The organism is Accumulibacter sp. (assembly GCF_029255125.1).
Taxonomy (GTDB): Bacteria; Pseudomonadota; Gammaproteobacteria; order Burkholderiales; family Rhodocyclaceae; genus Accumulibacter.
This window is the reverse complement of the sequence record NZ_JAPUVR010000090.1, coordinates 30,112-49,259: the sequence shown is the minus strand read 5'-3', so window position 1 is coordinate 49,259 and position 19,148 is coordinate 30,112. Positions and strand designations below refer to the sequence as shown.

Genomic DNA, 19,148 nt, shown 5'->3' with positions numbered 1-19,148 from the left:
TCCACCTGGCAAAGGAGACCGGGCGTGCCGAGCAGCCCATCGTTCTGGAACAAGCGACGTGTTTTGGTCACCGGCCATACCGGATTCAAGGGGAGTTGGTTGTCGCTCGGCTTGCAGATGCTCGGCGCCGAAGTCGTCGGCTATGCACTCGCGCCGCCGACGCAGCCCAACCACTTTGTCGTCGCCGACGTCGGCCGCGGCATGACTTCGCTGCTCGGCGACATCCGGAACGCCGACGCGCTGTCTGCCGTCTTCACCCGTTACCGCCCCGAAGTCGTCTTCCACCTGGCAGCGCAGGCGCTGGTCCTGCCCGCCTACGAAGACCCGGCGACCACGTATTCGACCAATGTCATGGGAACGGTGAATCTGCTCGAGGCGGTTCGGCGTCATCCCGGCGTGCGCGCCGTGCTCGTCGTGACCAGCGACAAGTGCTACGCCGACGGCGCTGCCACTCGCCCCTGCCGCGAGGACGATCGCCTCGGCGGGAATGATCCGTACAGCAGTAGCAAGGCCTGTGCCGAACTCGTCTGCGCCGCTTATCGCGCGTCGTACTTTGCTGACGGCACCGCCGGCGAGCCGCCAACCGCGCTCGCCACGGCACGCGCCGGGAACGCGATCGGCGGCGGTGACTGGTCGGCAAATCGCCTGATCCCGGACGCACTGCGCGCCTTCAGCGAAAACCGGCCGCTCGCCGTACGCCATCCGGCAGCGGTTCGACCCTGGCAGCACGTCCTCGACGCGCTCGCCGGCTACCTCGTGCTGGCCGAAGGACTCTATGCGCGCGGAGGCAAACTGGCCGATGCCTGGAACTTCGGTCCGGCTGAGGCGGCTAAGCACAGCGTTGCCGATGTTCTGCAGGAACTCGTCCGACTGTGGGGCGGAGCAGCCGCATGGACGACTGACGAGACGCCTTCCCGGCACGAAGCCGACGTCCTGCGCCTGGACGCCACGAAAGCCATTGGCCAGCTTGGCTGGCGCCCGCGCTGGTCGCTCGACGAGGCGCTGGCGATGACCGTCGAATGGTCTCGCGCCTACGTGCAAGGCCACGCCATGGCGGTCGTTTCGCGCCAACAGATCGCCTGCCATGGACTGGCGTCGACCAGCCCGATCCAGATTGCTCCAGTGAGTCTCCAATGAGCGCCGACCTGCTGCGCCGACAAATTATCGAGCTGGTCGAAACGTACGCCGCCGGTATGAGCACCGGCAACGCCTTTCGTGCGGGCAGCACGCCGATCCCGCCCGCCGGCAAGTTGATTGGCGCGAGCGAACTGTCGAACATGGTCGACGCCGTGCTCGACGGCTGGCTCACCGGCGGCCGCTTCAACAGCGCTTTCGAGCGCGCGCTTGCCGACCATCTGGGGATTGACTACGTCCTGACGACCAACTCGGGTTCTTCGGCCAACCTGCTGGCGTTCAGCGCACTGGCCTCGCCCAGCCTGGGCGAACGCGCCCTGCGACCCGGCGACGAAGTGATCACGGTGGCGGCGAGCTTTCCAACGACGGTCAACCCGATCCTGCAGAACGGCTGTGTGCCGGTCTTCGTCGATCTTGCGCTGCCCACCTACAACATCGCTGTCGAGCGCATCGAAGACGCGATTTCCGATCGCACGCGCGCGATCATGCTGGCGCACACGCTGGGCAACCCGTTCGAAGTCGACGAAGTCTGCCGAATTGCCCGCCAACACGGCCTATGGCTGATCGAAGACTGCTGCGACGCGCTCGGCTCGACCTACGACGACCGTCCGGTCGGTGGCTTTGGCGACATCGGAACGCTCAGCTTCTACCCCGCGCACCACATTACGACCGGCGAGGGCGGCGCCGTATTCACGCGCAGCGCCGAACTGAAGCGCATCCTTGAATCGCTGCGCGACTGGGGCCGCGATTGCTACTGCCCGACAGGCTACGACAACACTTGCGGTCGGCGTTTCGCCCGGCAGCTTGGCGAGTTGCCATTTGGCTACGACCACAAATACATCTACGCACAACTCGGCTACAACCTGAAGATCACCGACATTCAGGCCGCCTGCGGACTGGCGCAGATCGACCGCCTGGCCGAGTTCGTCGACGCACGCCAGCGCAACTTCGCCTATCTGGCGGCGCGGCTCGCTCCGCTGCAGGACTTCCTGCTCCTGCCGCAAGCCACGCCGCGCAGTCGGCCCGCCTGGTTTGGTTTCCCGCTCACCTTGCAAGCGGCCGCCGCTTGTGACCGCGTCGACCTGTTGCGCTACCTCGACGAGCACCGTATCGGCACGCGTCTGATCTTTGCCGGCAATCTGACCCGGCAACCCTACATGGCCGGGCGTCATTACCGCGTCGCCGGTTCGCTTGGCGCGACTGATCGTGTCATGAACGACAGCTTCTGGCTTGGTCTATGGCCGGGGCTGAGCGAAACGATGCTCGATTACGTCGTCGAAAAGCTGGGCCACTTCATGGGCGTTGGGCTGTGAGGCCGTGCTCTGCCGGCGTCGAAGACGCTGGCGAGGGCACCCGCCAGACGCATCGGGGACTCGCCGGGATGCCGCGGCCCGTCACGGTGCCGCTCGTCGACCTGGCGCAGATCGTCGAGCGTTGCGCACCATTGTGGCAGCAACTTGCCGGGCGACACCTCCTGATCACCGGCGGAACCGGCTTTTTCGGAACCTGGATTCTCTCTGCCCTGGCGGCTGCAAATGCCGCGTGCAAGCTTGGTTTGCAGGTGAGCATCGTCAGCCGAACTCCCGCCCAGCAGCGCGCACGCCTGCAGCACCTCGAAAAGGAAATGGCGTGTAACTGGATCGCCGGGACTGCGGGCGATTTTGCCTGTCCGCATCAGCCACCCGACTTCATACTCCACCTGGCCACGGCAACCAGCGCCTACGCGGGCGAAACCGATGCGCACCGGATGCTCGTGGAGAAGCTGATGGGCATCCGGCACGTGCTCGAGGTCGCTCGGCGATCAGGCGGCGCGCGCCTTCTGGTGACGAGTTCGGGGGCGGTATATGGTCGGCCCGGCGCGCACCTCGAGCAGATCCCGGAAACCTGTTGCACTGCCCCCGACCCGATGAACGCCGCGTCGGCGTACGGGAACGGCAAGCGGCTGGTCGAACAATTCTGCGCCGCCAATGCCGACTTGCCGATCGTCGTCGCGCGCTGTTTCTCCTTTCTCGGTCCGCATCTACCGGTCGACGCCCGCTTCGCCGCGGGCAACTTCATCCGTGACGCAATGGCTGGTGAACCGATCACCGTGCACGGCGACGGCCGGGCGATCCGCAGCTATCTTTATGCCGGCGACCTGGTCGTCTGGCTGTTGACCCTTCTGCTGCAGGGAAAACCGGGTACGGCGTACAATGTGGGCTCGGACGAAGCAGTAACGATTGCCGAACTGGCCACACGCATCGCCGCGCTCACCGGCCAGGCCGAGTTGCGAATCCTCGGCACGCCGGGGAACGGACCGGCTGAGTGCTACGTACCGAGCATCGATCGGGCACGTGAGCACTGCGGGCTGCGGGTATACACTGATCTCGACGAAGCGATATGGCGGACGCTGGAGTGGCATTTGCGGCAGCGGAAAACTCGGTTCGGGATCGTGACCCCATGACCGTCAGCCCACCTGTCGTACTGCGCGATGGTCGATCTTGCTCCAATCACGATAGGAAGCCCGGAATGACGCTCAGGAAGGTCATCTATACTCCGGATGGAGCACTCGTCACTGGCGAGGGCGGTCGGCTGGACCGTCTGCGTTCAGTTTCTGAGAGGTTTGCCCGAACCAGCGAACTGGTATGGTGTCTGTTCATTCGCGACTTCAGCGGCCGCTACCGCCAGTCGATTCTTGGTATCGCCTGGGCCTTGATCCTGCCCTTGGCGACGGTTGGCGTCTTTCTGCTAATGAATCGCTCGGGACTCGTCACACTTGGCGAAGTCGGTGTTCCGTATCCGGTCTATGCAATGACCGGTTTGACCTACTGGACCTTGTTCGCAACCGGGGTGAGCGCCTGCGCAAGCTGTCTGATCAATGCAAGCAGCATGCTGGCGAAGATCAACTTCACGCGTTCGGCCCTGGTCTTTTCTGCCGCAGCACAAGGCGGGGTGGAATTCCTGATCCGCGGCCTGCTGACCGGCGCGGTGTTTGTCAGCTTCGGATCGACTCCCCACAGTCTTGCGCTTGCCCTCCTCTGCACACTACCTTTATTCCTTTTCACGCTTGCGGTCGGCTTCATCCTGGCGATCGTCGGCAGTCTTCTGCGCGACATCATCAACGCGCTTGGCACCTTGTTGGCGGGCCTTCTCATCCTGACGCCCATTCTTTACCCGGTGGCCGCTGGCTCGCCGCTGGCCACGCTAAACACATACAATCCAATCAACTATTTGATCGGCTTTCCGCGCGAGTTGATTTTGTACGGGACGGCCAGCATGCTAGCCGCTTTTCTCGCAAGCGCAACGTTCTCGGTACTGCTGCTGCTGGTTGGCTGGCGGCTGTTTTGCGTTGCTCAGACAAGAGTCGTTGAAAGAATCTGATGTCTGAGGAGCCGCTGATCAGCGTCGAACGGCTCGGCAAGAAGTTCGGCAAGTCGCTCAAGCATAACATGCTCTACGGTGTTGCCGACCTCACTCGAGATTTCCTGGGCCAGTCCCGACGCGGCGCAACGCTGCGAGAAGGCGAGTTCTGGTCGCTTGAAGACATCAACTTCCAAGTCGGGCGGGGCGAATGCCTTGGGATCATTGGACCAAACGGCGCTGGGAAATCCACTCTCCTGAAGCTTCTCAACGGCATTATCGCACCCGATCAGGGGCGGGTCGAGATCGCGCACCGAGTTGGTGCGCTCATCGAGGTTGGCGCCGGGTTTCATCCGATGCTGACCGGACGCGAGAATATCTTCGTGAACGGCGCCATTCTCGGCATGTCAAAGGAAGAGATCGGCAAGAAGTTTGATGCGATCGTCGACTTCGCTGATATCGGCGCCTTTATCGATTCCCCGGTCAAACACTACAGCTCAGGCATGTACGTTCGCCTCGGTTTTGCCATTGCTGCGCAAGTGGAACCGGATGTCCTGCTCATCGATGAGGTTCTCGCGGTGGGCGACGCGGGATTCCGCAGCAAGTGCTACAACTGCATCGGTCATTTGGCATCGCGTTGCGCAATTGTCTTCGTTTCGCATGCAATGGCAGCGATCAGCCGCCTTTCCACTCGCGTGCTGGTGCTCGATCATGGCCGGGCTGTCTTCCACGGGCAGCCACCTGAAGCGATCTCGTGCTATCACCGCTTATTCGATGCGCGGGTTCAGCCAAGCCGTCAGGGGTTAGGCACTGCACGCATTCACTCGGTCGAGTTCATCGACGCCAGCGGTCGGAAAGTCCGTTCAATCCGGCAGGGACAGCCTCTCGGCGTGCGGCTTGCTGTCTACAGTCAGGTAGCGATCACCAATGTCTGCCTCGACTTGGTTTTTGTCAGTCTGGCCGATGAAGTCGTTGCCGAGTGCAATAGCCAGCTTTCCGGCATGAGCATCGATCTGATGGCGAACAGGGAGATCCAAGTTCTGGCTTTGATTGACTCCTTCTCACTGAACGCTGGCGACTACCGGCTTTCCGCCCTCGTTCTGTCGGCTGATATGGTGACGCACTATGACTGGCAGAAGGACGTGGCCAGCCTTGAGGTATGCGCCGATCGCGTAGGCGTCGCCGGACAGCAGTATCGAGCACAGTGGACAATCGAAGAGCGAGCATCGATGGACAGCAAGGAAGCGCGGTGAAAGACATTCTTCGGTGGCTTCTCCGGCAGCACCCGACCAGCCGACCTGAACCCGAACGCTTTGCCCTGCATAGCGGGGAAAGGCAGACCGCAACGACGCTCGAGCAAGTTCGCTTCGACCATGTTGCGCGCTATGAGTTGGCAGTGTGCCTCGTTAACCAGAGATACCCGATGCATTGCCATGGATTTGGTCTTGATGTCTTCTGCGGGACCGGCTATGGCACCCACATGATCAGCCAGAGGGTTAATTGCCCCGTATTGGGGATAGACGCGTCCTGTGAGGCGATCGCGCTGGCAAATAGTCATTTTTCCGGCCCCAAGACCTTCTATTGCGCAAAAGTCTTTCCTTTCCTCTTACCGTGCGCGGCGTTCGACTTCGTCGTGTGCCTGGAGTCGATTGAACATGTCGCGCAGGGCGAAACCTTTCTTCAGGTCCTCGCGCAAAGCCTGAAACCGGGTGGCTTGCTGGTCGTATCGAGCCCAAATTCAGCTTGCTGGTCGCTGGAACTGAACCCTAATCCATTTCACCATTGTCATTATGCGCAGAAGGAACTGATTGACTTGGCAACGAAAGACGGTCTTTTCGCCTTCGCAATGTCCTACGCACAAGATCTCTACCATTTCGAAGCCGGCCGTATTGTGCAGCCGCTCCCTCCGGAAGCGATGCACGTTCGCCCCGGAGCCGACGGCCAGGTGCTGATCATGGTCTTTACACGAAGGGGCTGACGCATGTTCCTGTCGTATCTACTGCCATTTCCGGCACGCGGGCAACCGGCGCTGTACCTGTGGGTTCTCTACAAACAGATCGCGCATTTCACACCTCAGGAGATTGCCTTCATCGGGTCAGCGGCATACTTCCGCTCACCCGAAGAGTACCAGCGCTCCGCGCGGCGCGACATCTCGACCGAGTCTCAGGAGATTTATGGTTTCCGGATCCCGGCACAAGCCGAGCTTGATTTGTACACACGCTACGTGATGCCCGACGATGTGTTTTTCGATTGGCAGGCGCTCGAGCCGACTGCTGACGGTGTGATGCGCCGGATTCTCAGCGAACGCTGCCCGCAGTTTGAGAGCGCTCTACGCCGCGTGCTTGATGAATCGACCTGCGAGTACGAGGTCGAGGCAGTTCTCACATGGTGCAACATGCCTAGTCTTTCGGCGGTTGCCGCCGAGTACGGCCTGCCTGTTGTGCACGGCGAGCTTGGTCCCTTGCGCGGCCCGTGCTACCACTGGACCGCTTACTTTGACCGCTCCGGCGTCAACGGGAACACCGAATCAGCGCAGCGCTACGAGCGTTTCCTGCGCGAGACAGATTCCGCTGACGTTCCGGTCCTTGGCACGCAGGAACTCCGTGACCTCCTGGTCGTAACGCGTTCGGTAGCGGCGCCAGCGAGCGGCCACGACTTTGAAATGGGTGTTGCCCTACAAGTCGAGAATGACTCCAACATCATTGCCTACGCCAATGGTTGGAGCAACGAACGGCTGATCGCTGCGGTCGCTTCTGCCTACGGCGACAACAACATTCTGGTACGCAAACATCCCGGCGGCTTGCACGACTATGGTCAGGTCTGCGCAAACGTCGATCAATCTGCCAACTCGATCGAGTTCATTAGGCGCTGTGCCGGCATTGCAACGATCAACTCGAGCGTAGGGCTCGAGGCGCTGCTGTTCGATCGCCATTCGATCATTCTGGGCGACAGCCCCTTCCGATTCGCCGCACAAGGGCACCTTGGCGCTGCACCAGCAAACCGGACCTCGGCCGACCACCTGCGGGCTTTGAACTTCCTGCTTTTTGGCTATCTTGTTCCCTATGAATTCGTGTTCGACCCTGGCTACCTACGCTGGCGTCTGTCCGAACCCAGCGAGTTGGCGATCTATCAATTTCACCTGGATTACGTTCGCCAACGGCGGCATTGCATCGACGATGGTGCACGCTTTCGGCCGCTCGGCCTCGGACTGACCGAGCGTGGACTGATGAGTTTCTGGCAATCGAAGACGCACAGTATGTGCTACCGCATAGCAGCGCTGCGGTTGCAGCTCGACGAAATGAGCGAACGCCACGCTGTGGTCGAACGTACCTTAGGCAATACCCTTGCCTCGTGGTCTTGGCGGCTGACCGCGCCCCTGCGCTGGATACACCGAAGGAGCCAATGGCGAACGCGCAGGCGCACTCCGCGGTCATGCCCTTGATTCGGTGGCTACGCACGATCGGAAAGGGGCTGTTCGCACCGGCCAGCAGAGCGTTGTCGATGCGAGCGGGCGCCGCGCAAGGTGGGCCTGTTTCCCGCCTGGTGGCGCCGGCTGATGGTTCTGGCAGGCATCCTGGGTGATCGACAGCGACTGTCAACTTTCACGTGAGACCGACGAATGACCCTCCGACTGCGTAGCCAGACCCTGCGCAACGTTATGGCGTATTGGCAATTGCGCGGCGCGCGGGCAACCCTACAACATGCGCTCTCGGAAATCGCCAAGATGAGAAGGAGGCAGCCAGACAAGAGTTTCGCTTCCATTGTCGGCGGAGAACTATTCGACCGCGACAGAACTGTCGCCTTTGATCATGAACCACGCGTTTCAATAATCATCTGCAATCTCGATGGACTGCCCCATCTCCCGGCGCTCTGCGACGCGCTGACCGCCCAAAGCTACACCAACTTCGAAATCGTCTTTGTCGACAACGCGTCCACGGATGGCTCGCCCGACTATCTGCGCGAGCGCTTTCCCACGGCGAAGCTGATCCGACTGACGCGAAACCTTGGTTTCGCCGCAGCCAATAATGTGGGCTATCTGGCAGCCGTCGGCGAGCTGGTCGCTTTTCTCAACAACGATACCGTCCCTCACGAAGACTGGCTGGCGGAGCTCGTCAGCGAGCTACGTCGTCGACCGTTCGCCGGTTCTGCCGTTCCCAAAGTCCTCTTCAATCGCTTCTTCAGCCGACTGACGATCACCTGTACGGAGCAAGCCAGCTTATCGGCGACGACCCTGCTGGACAGCCTCGACTATCGCAAGGTGTTTGTGGACGAGCATGAGCTCAACAGCGAAGAGGATATCGCGATCAACGCAAGCCTGACGCTGGTGCTGCCGCAACAGGAGAACCCAGTGATTTTCGAGTTCAGATCCGCGGGTGAACTGGCAAGAGTGAGAATCCAGCGCGAGCAAAGAACGGTTGCCTCCGGCTACACGTCACGCGACACTCATCTGAGACTGGAAATCGCCAACTCGTGGCGAAGTGTCGCCCACTGGTACCGGGTCATCAACAACGCTGGTTCGACTTCGCATCGGATCTTCGCTACTGCCGACCGGGGATATGGAGAGATTGACGCGAGCCAATACGATCGCCGGACGGTGGTCGATTACATGTGCGGTTGTGCCGCGCTGGTCCGCAGGTCAGCTCTTGGTGCTGAGCTCCCCTTTCGCGAAGAGTTTTTTGCCTATTTCGAAGATAGCGAGCTCTCTCTTCGGTTGCGGCGACGGCGGTTCCCGATTCTCTACGTGCCGCGATCGGTCGTTCTCCACACCCACAGCGCAACGGCCAGCACTAACAGCACCTTCCGGAGCTACTTGATCAAGCGTAACCGTCTGATCTTCATGTACCACCGAGTACCGGTAGCTCTCCGACGTGCGTTGTTGATCTTGGCTGTGTTGCGCGAACACGGTACCGATCGGCGCAGGAAAACGCTTCGCCTTGCCCGCAGGGTTTTTCAACTGTATGCCCTCGCTCGAGACCCCAAACTGCTGGCGGGCGAATGCAACGACCAAGCGCTTCGGGACGCGCTGCTGCTCGTCGCCAACGCCCCGGTACCAACCGTCCCGCGCAAGCGGGTGTGCATTTACAACGATTACTGGAACTCATGTGGGGGAGGCGAGGCGCATGCGCTGGAATTCGCTCGCTACTTCATGGACAAGGGCATTGAGCTCACCCTCGCGTCGAAGAGCAGCATCGATGTTGCTCGGTTGTCCATGCTTTTCAACATAGATTTGCAGACCGTATTGCTTTTCACCAAGCCCGACTTCTGCTCGGCGGACACGCAGCATTTTGACCTGTTCATCAACTCCACGTATCAGTCGACGCTGGTTTCGCGCGCTCCGTACTCGATGTTCATCGTTAGCTTCCCATCCCGGAAGAGCAGCAAGGCCTTTCGTAGCTCGTATTTCTTCGCCTTCAATTCCGACTTTACGCGCGATTGGTCGTCGCGATTCTGGGGGGAAACGAATGGCGCAGTCATCGAACCGGTTGTTCGGGAGATCGGGATGGCGGCTGACCTGTCGGCCAAACGAAACCTCATCCTCAACGTTGGCCGCTTCTCCAATCGTGGACACGCGAAGAACCAGCACGTTATTGCGCGAGCGTTTATCGCCGCGTTGGAGGCGAACCCGGCGGCCAACTGGCATCTGGTGCTCGCCGGGACGCTTGACCAAACAAGTCGGGTTGACGTGGAGTATTTCGGCAAGCTCCTCGAGACGAGTGCTGGCTATCCCATTTCCTTGGTCGAAGGTGCAGAGAAACGGGATATCGCTGCTTTGTATGCTCAGGCGAAAGTCTATGTGCACGCTGCTGGACTTGGCGTGGATAGCGAAGAGCGCCCAGAGCTGAGCGAACATTTCGGGATGACTGTAGCTGAGGCGATCCACGCCGCATGCTATGTCATTGTTCACAATAGCGGGAACCCGCCTTTTATGGTGCAAAAACATGGATTTGGATCAACCTATCAGTCCGAGGGCGAACTCACCAGAATGCTGGCAGAGATGATCGGCAAGAACGACTTGACGGTCGATCGGCCACCAAGGCCGGGCTGCGAAAAAGCGTTTGCGCCTGAGGTTTTCACCCGGAAGCTGGCGGCAGCACTGCAGTCGATTGGATTCACGCCCTAGGTGCGACACGACCCGAACCCGACGCAGAGCAGCGCAGCCAGAGGCACACTCTGCGCGATCATCGTCACCTATGACGAGCGGCACGAGTACTTGGCGCGAGTTCTTGGTCGGCTTGTCGAATGCCATGTAGACCAGATTGTCGTCGTATACAACGGCAACCAACCGGCGGATGGGTTGCCGGACGTCGTCAACATCTCGATCATCAACGCGCAGAACCTCGGTAGTGCTGGCGGCTTCCGCGCGGGAATTGAAGCAGCGCTCAGACTTGACGTTGACTACCTGCTGCTTCTCGACGACGACAACCTACCCGCCACAGACTGCATAGAACGCCTGTGCACCACCCACGCTCTACTTGGCGGAGGACCATCGCTGGCGCTACAGGCGTTTCGCCCGGCGCAGCCATGGCAATGCGCTGTCCTCCATTACGGCGTGGCGCCGATAGGACGACGCAACACCTACGGCTGGTTCAATCTGGCGAACGAAAGGTATCTCTTGGGTAGGCAGCTTGGCCTGCGCGCTACCAAGGGGTCACCGCTCGACGCGCCTTTCAAGCTCGCGAGAATAGAGTTGGCTGCGTATGGTGGTCTATTCCTGCGCCGCGACGGCCTGCTGGCTCTAGGCGAGCTGCCTGATCCACGTTACTTCTGCTACTACGACGACTTCGAGTTCTCTAGTCGGCTCGTTCGCCGAGGGCTGTCGATACGCCTCTGCGCCGACGCCGTAATCGAAGACATGGAAGCATCGTGGCACGTACCCGCGGAGCGGGTACATCCGGTCTTTTCGCCAGGGGTCTCCGACCAGCGTGTGTACCTTGACTTGCGGAACGCTTTCATCTTCTATCGCACACGACAAACGAGCCGCGCCCTGTACGCGCTCAATGGACTTGGCTTCTGGCTTGGTTTGGCCTATCTTGCGCTCTTTCGTTCGGCTGACGTGCGTACCACGCGACGGCGGCTAGCCTTGATTCTGCGAGCGGTGCGCAGCGGAACGCGCGGTCAGTTCATAGCCTACGGCAAGTAGACAACGGCTCCGACGTCTGACGGCGGTGTCTGGTATCTGATACGGGTGTGGCCGACACGCCGACATCCGTCGCGCGGTCCACTCTGCGCTTCGGCTGATCGGCGATTTGCCAGCCGAGCAGTACCAGGCCTGTCAGGAACCTACGCATTCGGAGATGGACGAACTGCACGAGTCGCTGGTGGCCCGCCGCGATGTGACCATAGTTTGTCATGGCGACTAGGGGCTGAGCGATCAGCAACTCGTAAGTTAGCAGCGCGGTACCATATCCCTGACCCCGCCTCCGCGCAGGAAAGTCCATTGCTATAGGGCGGGTTGTGCGGCGTCGGTGCGCTGCGGCCGCCGTCAAGGGTACGCTGCGCCGGGCTGCAGCCGCCCTTGACCGTGCGCACCGTTTGAGCGCGCCCGACGGAGGCCCGAACCACCTGCCAGACAGCCACGCTGACCGGCGTTTATCAGGCGAGAGAAGGGAGCAAGCTTGGCGGTTTGTCATCAGACCAACCAAGCGAACACGCCGCAACCGTTCGACTTGACGGCGCAATGTGCCCATCGCGTGTGCCCACAATTTGGGGATTGGGCACGCTCTTGGGCACCGTATTAGCAGGATTGACACGCGAAAAAAAGACCGCCTTATGCATCAAACGCTTTGCTTAAACACATCTTCTTGTCCGACGCGGGCCATGACAAAAGGATTCAAAAGCCTGTTTACTTGCCGATGCAAAAGCGGCTGAAGATCTCCCCCAGGAGTTCGTCCGGAGTGAACTCGCCGGTAATCGCGCTCAGGGCGAACTGCGCCAGGCGGAGTTCTTCGGCAAACAGTTCGAGGTGGCTGGTCAACGCGCGCGCTTCACAGAGATGAGCGGCTGTTTCCCTGAGCGCCGCCAGGTGGCGTTCGCGCGCAATGAACACGGCTTCGGTCGGCTGCCAGCCGGCCAGGCGGAGGAGTTCCTGGCGTAGCAGTTCGATGCCTTCACCGGTCTTCGCCGATAAGGCAAGCCGCACACCCGAGGCGCTTTCCTGCCGCTCCGGTTGGCGTTTCGCCAGGTCGATCTTGTTCTCGACCGTGATGCGTAGCAGCCCGGCGGGCAGACGATCGGCAATCGCCCGGTCTTCTACCCCGACACCAAGGCGTGCGTCGACCAGTTGAACCACGACATCCGCCCGCTCGAGTTCGCGCCAGCTCCGTTCGATACCGATCTTCTCGACCTCGTCGCTGGTTTCACGCAAGCCGGCGGTATCGATCACGTGCAGCGGGATTCCTTCGATGCTCAAGGTACCGCGCACCAGGTCGCGCGTCGTACCCGGATGAGCGGTGACGATGGCCAGTTCGTCGCCCGCCAGGCGGTTGAGCAGACTGGACTTGCCGACGTTCGGCTGACCGGCGAGGACGACATGCAGACCGCTGCGCTGCAAGCGGCCTTGCTGCGCGCGTGCGAAAACCCGTTGCAAACGTTCATCCATGCGCGCGAGTCGGCCAAAGGCATCGGCCGCGGCAAGGAAGTCGATTTCCTCGTCGGGAAAATCGAGCGTCGCTTCGACGAGCACGCGCAAAGCGATCAGTTCGTCGAGCAACGCTCGAATCTCGCGCGAGAACTCGCCCTGCAGGGAGCGCACGGCACTGCGTGCCGCAGTTTGCGTTTCGGCGTCAATCAGATCGATGACGGCTTCCGCCTGCGCCAGATCGATCTTGCCGTTGAGATAGGCGCGCCGGGTGAACTCGCCCGGTTCGGCGATGCGCGCTCCCAACTCGAGGCAGCGGCCGAGCAGCATGTGCAGGACAACCGGCCCACCATGCGCGTGCAGCTCGAGCACGTCCTCGCCGGTGAACGAGTGCGGAGCAGGAAAGTAGAGAAGCAGGCCACGGTCGATGACGCTGCCCTCGGCCGCCATGAAGTCGGCTACACGCGCCACACGGGCAACCGGCCGCTTGCCGCTCAAGGTAAGGGCAAGTGCACTCAGTTCGCTGCCGCTGATGCGGACGATGCCAATGCCGCCACGCCCGGCCGGCGTTGCGATCGCGGCGATCGTCGCCGGCTGGCTCGTGCTATCGCGTGCTTCAGACTTTGCTGTCGTTGGCCGCCTTGGTTCCACCTTCGATCATTCGCGTGATCTGCCATTGCTGGGCAATCGACAGCAGGTTGTTGACCACCCAGTAGAGGACCAGACCAGCCGGAAAGAAGAAGAACATCACGCCGAAGATGAAGGGCATCATCATCATCACCTTGGCCTGTATCGGGTCGGGCGGCGTCGGATTGAGCTTGGTCTGCACCAGCATGGTGACCATCATGATCACCGGCAGAACGTAGTAGGGATCGGCTGCCGAGAGGTCGGTGATCCACAGTATCCATGGCGCATCGCGAATCTCGACCGCGCCGAGCAGCGCCCAGTAGAGGGCGATGAAGACCGGGATCTGGACGGCGATCGGCAGACAGCCGCCAAGCGGGTTGATCTTCTCGCGCTTGTAGAGCGCCATCATCTCCTGGTTGAGCTTGGCGCGGTCTTCGCCGTAGCGCTCCTTGAGCGCCATCAGGCGCGGCGTAACCGTGCGCATCTTGGCCATCGACTTGTAGCTCGCCGCCGACAGCGGGAAGAAGAGCAGCTTGATGGCGACGGTCAGCAGGACGATTGCCCAGCCCCAGTTACCGACGATCTTGTAAATGGCTTCGAGACACCAGAAGATCGGTGCCGCCACGATCGTCAGCCAACCGTAATCGACCACCAGCGGCAGGCCCTGCGCGCCGATGCCGCCGTCCGTTTTCGGCTTGGCGAGCTGTTCGAGCGTCGCCTGAATCTGCGGGCCAGCATAAAGCGAGACCGTAGATGCCAGGCGCGAGCCGGGCGCGACGACCGGGACGGGGACGATCACTCCGGCGGTGATCATCAGGTTGGCGCCACCGTCAAGCTTGCGCACGTAGAACTCGCGCGCTTGACCGACTTCCGGTATCCAGGCGGCGACGAAGTAATGCTGCACCATCGCGATCCAGCCATTGTCGGCGCGCGTAGCGAACTTGGCGTTGCCTTTCACAATGTCGTCAAAGGCCACCTTCTGGAATTTCTCCTGGTCGGTATAGACGGCCGGCCCGGTGAAGGTTGAGACCATCGAACTCTCGCCATCTGGTGCCTTGGTATCCCGCTGCAACTGGTAGTAGGCGTGCGCCGCGACTTCCTTGTCGCTCGTATTCTCTACCTCGTGCGTAACGCCAATCAGGTAGCTGCCGCGCGTAAAGGTATAGATTTTTGCCACCTTGAGGCCGTTGCTGCCTACTGCCTCCAGCCGGAGTTCGAGCGTCTGCGCGCCGGTCGCCAACTCGCGGGTGCCTGGCGCGACGGTAAATGCCGTCTTGTGATTCGGCAGACCTTCGCCGATCAGGCCGCTTTGCGCGACATACAGGTGCTGCGCACCGAAGAGCGAGAGTGTCTTCTCCTTGTTGATGCTGTCCTTGTAGTCCTTGAGTTCGAGGCGGACGATGTCGCCACCTTGCGTTGCCACATCGACAACGAAGAGATCGGTGCGTACGGTGACTATTTCTCCACGCTGGGTCGCCGGCAGCGTAGTTCCTTGCGGCGCCACCGGTGTGACGGCCTGCGGCGCGTGCAGACTACCACTCGGCTGCGGCGCTGGTGCCGAAACGCTGGCCGGCGGGGTTGCCGGGCTTTTCGCTTGATTGAACTTCAGCCAGGCATCCCAGAGCATGACCAGCGAAAAGGTGAAGATGAGCAGCAGGAGCAAACGTCGATTATCCATGCAAGCCTAGGTCAGTCGATTGATTTTTCAGGGTACAGGGTCGAAACCCCCGGGGTTCCACGGATGACAGCGAAGCAGCCGACAAGCAGCCAGGTATGCTCCCTTGCCGGCACCGTACTTCTCGACCGCCTCCGCTGCGTACTCAGAACAACTTGGCGCAAAGCGACAACGCGGCCCGAGACACGGGCTTATCGCGTAACGGTAGAAGCGTATCAGCACCAGGAGTAGAGTTTTCACAGCCCCATTTGTCGCGTCGAAGCCATCCTGACCAACAAGCCCCTGATCTCCTGTGCCAGCTCCCGCCGTTCGAGGCGCGCCGGTTTGGCGGCCAGGCGCAGAACGAAATCGCAGGCCGCCAGCCGAACACGAAGCAACCGGAAGCTCTCCCGGGCGAGGCGGCGTACCAGATTGCGATCGACCGAGCGGCGCAAGAAGCGTTTGGCCACGACCAGACCCAGGCGCGCTCCGCCCGTTTCCAATGCACTGCGCGGACGGTAATGTAGCAGGAAATGGCGGCTCTTCAGCGCCCTCCTGAAACCAAAAACGGATGAGTACTCATCCGTCTTCAGTAAGCGATAGTGCTTGGGAAACGCGGCTGAGCAGGCGCCAACCCCGCTCGCTTCGGTCGGCTGGCCGTTCAAACGGCCAGGCGATGGCGACCTTTGGCGCGGCGCGCCCTGATCACGGCGCGGCCGCCACGGGTAGACATACGGACTAGAAAACCGTGCGTGCGCTTGCGTCGGACAACCGACGGCTGGTAAGTGCGTTTCATGTTTGAACCTTCTCGGTCAAAGCGGGAAAAAACGCGTGATTAGACTGCTCTGGAGCATGTTTTGTCAAGGCTATATTTTTCTTCTTGCTGTGGATAACTTCCGGCCAACAGGTTAGAATGCGCCTCTTGCGCCACGCGGAGGCCGGCCGGCCTGCCCGGCGCACACGGCCTGCCCGCGGGCAGGCTCGCTGCCTGCCGCTCGCCCCAAGCCGACATGACCGCTGCAATTAACCAGTTGAAAAGACGATGACTTGTGACCGGTTGCTGCTGCAAGCACACGCCCTGCCTGGCCGCGATGACGCGCGATGAATAGCTTCTGGGCGTCCTGCCTGAGCCGGCTCGAAGAGGAACTTCCGCCTCAGCAGTTCAACACGTGGATAAAGCCCTTACGCGTCGATGGCGTGGATGGCGGCGAGCAACAGATCCGCCTGCTTGCACCGAACGGTTTCATCCTCAAATGGGTCAAGGAACGCTACTTGGCACGCATCGAGGAGATGAGCGGCGAGTACTTCTCCACCCCGGTCAGCGTTTGCCTGACGCTAGGCGAGCGCACGCCGCTGCCGACGCCAACGGCCACCAGCGAGAACGCGGCGGTCGCCAAAGCTGGGCCGAGCAACGGCGAAACACGCGCCAAGGCCACGTCTCCGGTCGACAAGGAGAGGAGCAGCTACGAAAAGACCCGGCTGATTTCCTCGTTCACCTTCGACAATCTGGTCGTCGGCAAGGCGAACGATCTGGCGCGCGCCGCTTCCCGGCAAGTTGCCATCAGCCCGGGCGAAGCGACCTACAACCCCTTGTTCATTTACGGTGGCGCCGGACTCGGCAAGACGCACCTGGTGCACGCGATCGGCAACCAGATCGTCGGCGCCTATCCGGAGAAGGTCGTTCGCTACGTGCATGCCGAAGACTACTACTCGGATGTCGTCCGCGCCTACCAGCAAAAGTCCTTCGACGTTTTCAAGCGCTACTATCGTTCGCTTGACGTACTGCTCCTCGACGATGTTCAGTTCTTCAACGGAAAGAACCGGACGCAGGAAGAGTTTTTCTTCGTTTTCAACTCGTTGATCGAGTCTCGCAAGCAGATCGTGATCACCTGCGACACCTATCCGAAAAACATCTCCGGGCTTGAGGACCGCCTGATCACGCGCTTCGACTGGGGTCTGACGGTACAGATCGAACCGCCGGAAACTGAGATGCGGGTCGCCATCTTGAAGAACAAGGCGCAGATCGAGAACGTCACGCTGGACGAGGAGGTCGCCTTCTTCATCGCCAAGCATCTACGTTCGAACGTCCGCGAACTCGAGGGGGCGTTGAAGAAGGTCCTCGCCTATTCGGCTTTCCATGGGCAGACGATCGGACTCGAACTGGCCAAGGAAGCGCTGAAGGACGTGATCGGTTCGGTCAATCGTCAGATCACCGTCGAGAACATCCAGAAGACGGTAGCGGATTATTTCAAGATCAAGGTCAGCGATCTCTTCTCGAAAAAGCGCACGCGCCAGATCGTTCGCCCACGCCAGATTGCCATGTGGTTGGCCAAGCAACTGACTTCGTTGAGCTACCCGGCGATCGGCAGCGCCTTTGGCGGGCGTGACCACACGACGGTGCTGCATGCGGTGCGTACGATCGACGAGCTGCGCAGCCGCGACAACGAGCTTAATCACGATGTGCACGTCCTGCTCCAGGTCCTCAAGGCCTGATGGCGCTGTAGAAACCGGTGGATAGGCGGCGGACGCGTTGTGGAAAAAGTGCTGAAAAGCAGCCTGTGGACAGGTCTTCCGCTTTTCTCCACAGCCCCATACCTCCCCCATACACCTGATAGACTGTCTACAAGATACTGAATTGAAATATAAGAATCATATACTCACAGGTTTTCCTGGACCATAGTCTTTATAGGATCTAGATACATGCTTCTTGTTAGAACCCGGCGGGAGACCTTACTGGCACCCCTGCAGGCGGTCTCCGGGATAGTCGAAAAGCGCCATACACTGCCCATTCTTGCCAACGTGTTGCTGGAGAAGAAGGGTGATCTGCTGACCCTGTTGGCAACCGACGTCGAGATGCAGATCACCACTTCAAGCAGCGGTGCGGCGGGCGATGAGGATGGAGCGATTACCGTCGCGGCACGCAAGCTGCAGGAGATTCTGCGTTCGCTGCCAGAAGGCATCGAAATCAGCCTGGTGCTCGACAACCGGCGCCTGCAGCTGCGTGCCGGGAAGAGCCGCTTCAACCTGCAGACGCTGCCCGCCGAGGATTTTCCCTGCATGTCCCTGGCCGAGGGCGAGAGCCTGAATCTGCGGCTGACGCAAAGGGATTTGCGCCATTTGCTGGCGCAGACGCAGTACGCCATGGCCAATCAGGACGTGCGCTATTACCTCAACGGCTTGTTGCTGATGATCGCGGACGGCGAATTGCGCGCGGTCGCTACCGACGGCCACCGGCTGGCGTATGCCAGTGTGCCGGTCATCGATCTACCGGCTGACGCCAGGCACGAGCTGATTCTGCCGCGCAAGACGGTGATCGAGCTCGGCCGCCTGCTTGCCGACAGCGACGAACCGGTCGAGGTTGGCGTGCTCGACAACCAGGTCTGTTTCCGCTTCGCGTCGATGAACCTGGTCTCCAAGCTGATCGACGGTCGTTTTCCAGATTATCAACGCGTGATTCCGGCGAGTCTGCGCAATGTCGTCGTGGTCGAGCGCAACGCCCTGCTCCAGTCGATGATCCGCGCGGCCATTCTGACCAACGAGAAGTTCCGTGGCGTCCGCCTGATTCTGAACGAAGGCAGTCTGCAGATCGTCGCCGCCAATACCGAGCAGGAAGAAGCCGAGGACGAAATCGAAGTCGACTACCACGGCGAACCGCTCGATGTCGGTTTCAACGTTACGTATCTGCTCGATGTGCTCAACAACACGAACGCGGAGACCGTTCAGTGGGGCTTCAACGACGCCAACTCGAGTGCTTTGCTGACGGTTTCCGGTAACGAGCGATTCAAGTACGTCGTAATGCCGATGCGCATCTGAGAG

General features: G+C 60.7%; 16 protein-coding genes. 11 read left to right on the top strand and 5 right to left on the bottom strand.

The annotated features are described in order from the left end of the window. Positions 1-24 precede the first annotated feature (24 nt). From rfbG to Q1L59_RS07515, 9 genes are all read left to right on the top strand, one after another. Positions 25-1,137, top strand: coding sequence for a CDP-glucose 4,6-dehydratase (gene rfbG / locus Q1L59_RS07555; protein ID WP_300330318.1), 1,113 nt, complete (start codon positions 25-27; stop codon positions 1,135-1,137). Next, complete coding sequence (gene rfbH, locus Q1L59_RS07550; RefSeq protein WP_300330315.1) at positions 1,134-2,447, top strand: lipopolysaccharide biosynthesis protein RfbH; 1,314 nt, start codon at positions 1,134-1,136, stop codon at positions 2,445-2,447. The genes rfbG and rfbH overlap by 4 nt, the downstream gene beginning before the upstream one ends. A gap of 68 nt (positions 2,448-2,515) precedes the next feature. Beyond that, the gene (locus Q1L59_RS07545) at positions 2,516-3,577 is read left to right on the top strand and encodes an NAD(P)-dependent oxidoreductase (RefSeq protein WP_300330312.1); all 1,062 of its coding nucleotides are present in this window, start codon (positions 2,516-2,518) and stop codon (positions 3,575-3,577) included. After that, positions 3,529-4,494, top strand: a complete 966-nt coding sequence (locus Q1L59_RS07540) for an ABC transporter permease (RefSeq protein WP_300330310.1) — start codon at positions 3,529-3,531, stop codon at positions 4,492-4,494. The genes Q1L59_RS07545 and Q1L59_RS07540 overlap by 49 nt, the downstream gene beginning before the upstream one ends. Next, on the top strand, positions 4,494-5,726 hold the full coding sequence (locus tag Q1L59_RS07535) for an ABC transporter ATP-binding protein (RefSeq protein ID WP_300330307.1): 1,233 nt from the start codon (positions 4,494-4,496) through the stop codon (positions 5,724-5,726). The genes Q1L59_RS07540 and Q1L59_RS07535 overlap by 1 nt, the downstream gene beginning before the upstream one ends. Further along, positions 5,723-6,451, top strand: coding sequence for a methyltransferase domain-containing protein (locus tag Q1L59_RS07530; protein WP_300330304.1), 729 nt, complete (start codon positions 5,723-5,725; stop codon positions 6,449-6,451). The genes Q1L59_RS07535 and Q1L59_RS07530 overlap by 4 nt, the downstream gene beginning before the upstream one ends. Before the next feature lie 3 nt (positions 6,452-6,454). Further along, entirely contained in the window at positions 6,455-7,915 is a 1,461-nt protein-coding gene (locus tag Q1L59_RS07525; RefSeq protein ID WP_300330301.1) for a hypothetical protein, read from the top strand. 177 nt (positions 7,916-8,092) lie between these two features. After that, positions 8,093-10,594, top strand: coding sequence for a glycosyltransferase (locus Q1L59_RS07520; protein ID WP_300330299.1), 2,502 nt, complete (start codon positions 8,093-8,095; stop codon positions 10,592-10,594). Further along, positions 10,595-11,614, top strand: a complete 1,020-nt coding sequence (locus Q1L59_RS07515; protein ID WP_300330296.1) for a glycosyltransferase — start codon at positions 10,595-10,597, stop codon at positions 11,612-11,614. 702 nt (positions 11,615-12,316) lie between these two features. Here Q1L59_RS07515 and mnmE read toward each other — a convergent pair. From mnmE to rpmH, 5 genes are read right to left on the bottom strand one after another with little or no spacing between them, the layout of a single operon-like run. Beyond that, a complete protein-coding gene (gene mnmE, locus Q1L59_RS07510; RefSeq protein WP_300330293.1) occupies positions 12,317-13,702 on the bottom strand; it encodes a tRNA uridine-5-carboxymethylaminomethyl(34) synthesis GTPase MnmE in 1,386 nt (461 codons plus the stop codon). Beyond that, complete coding sequence (gene yidC / locus Q1L59_RS07505) at positions 13,668-15,356, bottom strand: membrane protein insertase YidC (RefSeq protein ID WP_300330290.1); 1,689 nt, start codon at positions 15,354-15,356, stop codon at positions 13,668-13,670. The genes mnmE and yidC overlap by 35 nt, the downstream gene beginning before the upstream one ends. A 27-nt stretch (positions 15,357-15,383) precedes the next feature. Next, on the bottom strand, positions 15,384-15,593 hold the full coding sequence (gene yidD / locus Q1L59_RS07500; protein ID WP_300330287.1) for a membrane protein insertion efficiency factor YidD: 210 nt from the start codon (positions 15,591-15,593) through the stop codon (positions 15,384-15,386). Further along, a complete protein-coding gene (rnpA, locus tag Q1L59_RS07495) occupies positions 15,590-15,997 on the bottom strand; it encodes a ribonuclease P protein component (RefSeq protein ID WP_300330284.1) in 408 nt (135 codons plus the stop codon). The genes yidD and rnpA overlap by 4 nt, the downstream gene beginning before the upstream one ends. Next, positions 15,994-16,128, bottom strand: coding sequence for a 50S ribosomal protein L34 (gene rpmH / locus Q1L59_RS07490; RefSeq protein WP_081444259.1), 135 nt, complete (start codon positions 16,126-16,128; stop codon positions 15,994-15,996). Before rpmH ends, rnpA begins: the two co-directional genes overlap by 4 nt. A 305-nt stretch (positions 16,129-16,433) precedes the next feature. Between rpmH and dnaA the strand changes: the two genes are divergently transcribed. Both dnaA and dnaN read left to right on the top strand, forming a co-directional pair. Continuing rightward, the gene (gene dnaA / locus Q1L59_RS07485) at positions 16,434-17,825 is read left to right on the top strand and encodes a chromosomal replication initiator protein DnaA (protein WP_300330280.1); all 1,392 of its coding nucleotides are present in this window, start codon (positions 16,434-16,436) and stop codon (positions 17,823-17,825) included. A gap of 207 nt (positions 17,826-18,032) precedes the next feature. Then, on the top strand, positions 18,033-19,145 hold the full coding sequence (dnaN, locus tag Q1L59_RS07480) for a DNA polymerase III subunit beta (RefSeq protein ID WP_300330277.1): 1,113 nt from the start codon (positions 18,033-18,035) through the stop codon (positions 19,143-19,145). Positions 19,146-19,148 lie beyond the last annotated feature (3 nt).